The 229-nt window shown below is 58.5% G+C and carries 1 pseudogene; it reads left to right on the forward strand.

Annotated features, from left to right (window positions below):
• Position 1: 1 nt before the first annotated feature.
• Positions 2-229 (forward strand): annotated as a pseudogene (locus ALP40_RS16610) (hydrolase); the annotation flags it as partial.

Here is a 229-nt window from a genome sequence, read left to right on the forward strand (position 1 = left end):
GCTGGTCGACCACCAGACAGGCCTGATCTCGCTGGTGCAGGACTTCACACCGAATGAGTTCAAGAACAATGTGTTGGCGTTGGCCGATGTGGCGAAGTTCTTCGAGCTGCCGACCATCCTGACCACCAGCTTCGAACAAGGCCCCAATGGCCCGCTGGTGCCGGAACTCAAAGAAATGTTCCCAGATGCGCCTTACATCGCTCGCCCCGGCCAGATCAACGCATGGGAC

Source organism: Pseudomonas viridiflava, from assembly GCF_003702045.1.
In the GTDB taxonomy this organism is placed as follows: domain Bacteria; phylum Pseudomonadota; class Gammaproteobacteria; order Pseudomonadales; family Pseudomonadaceae; genus Aquipseudomonas; species Aquipseudomonas viridiflava_C.